The sequence below is a fragment of the Halorubrum sp. SP3 genome (genome assembly GCF_005435195.1).
Classification (GTDB): Archaea; Halobacteriota; Halobacteria; order Halobacteriales; family Haloferacaceae; genus Halorubrum; species Halorubrum sodomense.
The window spans coordinates 2,325-2,663 of sequence record NZ_SGTU01000049.1 but is presented as its reverse complement, the minus strand read 5'-3'; the positions used below and the strand labels follow the sequence as shown (position 1 = coordinate 2,663).

Genomic DNA, 339 nt, shown 5'->3' with positions numbered 1-339 from the left:
CAGGCGAAGCAGATGGGAGAGTTCTACGAACAGGTGGGGCAGCAGTGACACGACAGATTACAGTCGTCGTTCCTACTATTGACGAGCCCGAGGAGCTGCGCGGATGTCTTGATTGTCTCAATAACCAGTACTACGACAACTTCGATGTCTTAATCGTCGATTCGGGAACAGGAGTCAACAGGGATGTGGTTAATGATTTCTCCGACCGGTTGGCAGTTGAGATGCTGTCGATGCGCAGGAACGGCCTCCCTCGTGCGCGAAACAAGGCCGTCACTTATATTGATGAAACAGACGTTGCTGCCTTCTGTGACCCCGACGCCCGTCCGGTCTCCGATTGGC

At 54.0% G+C, this 339-nt stretch carries 1 protein-coding gene; it reads left to right on the top strand.

All coding sequences use genetic code 11. The features are described from left to right. Window positions 1–44: 44 nt before the first annotated feature. Window positions 45–339 (top strand): glycosyltransferase family 2 protein (locus EXE42_RS15080; RefSeq protein ID WP_137706856.1); only part of this gene is annotated, 295 nt, incomplete at its 3' end.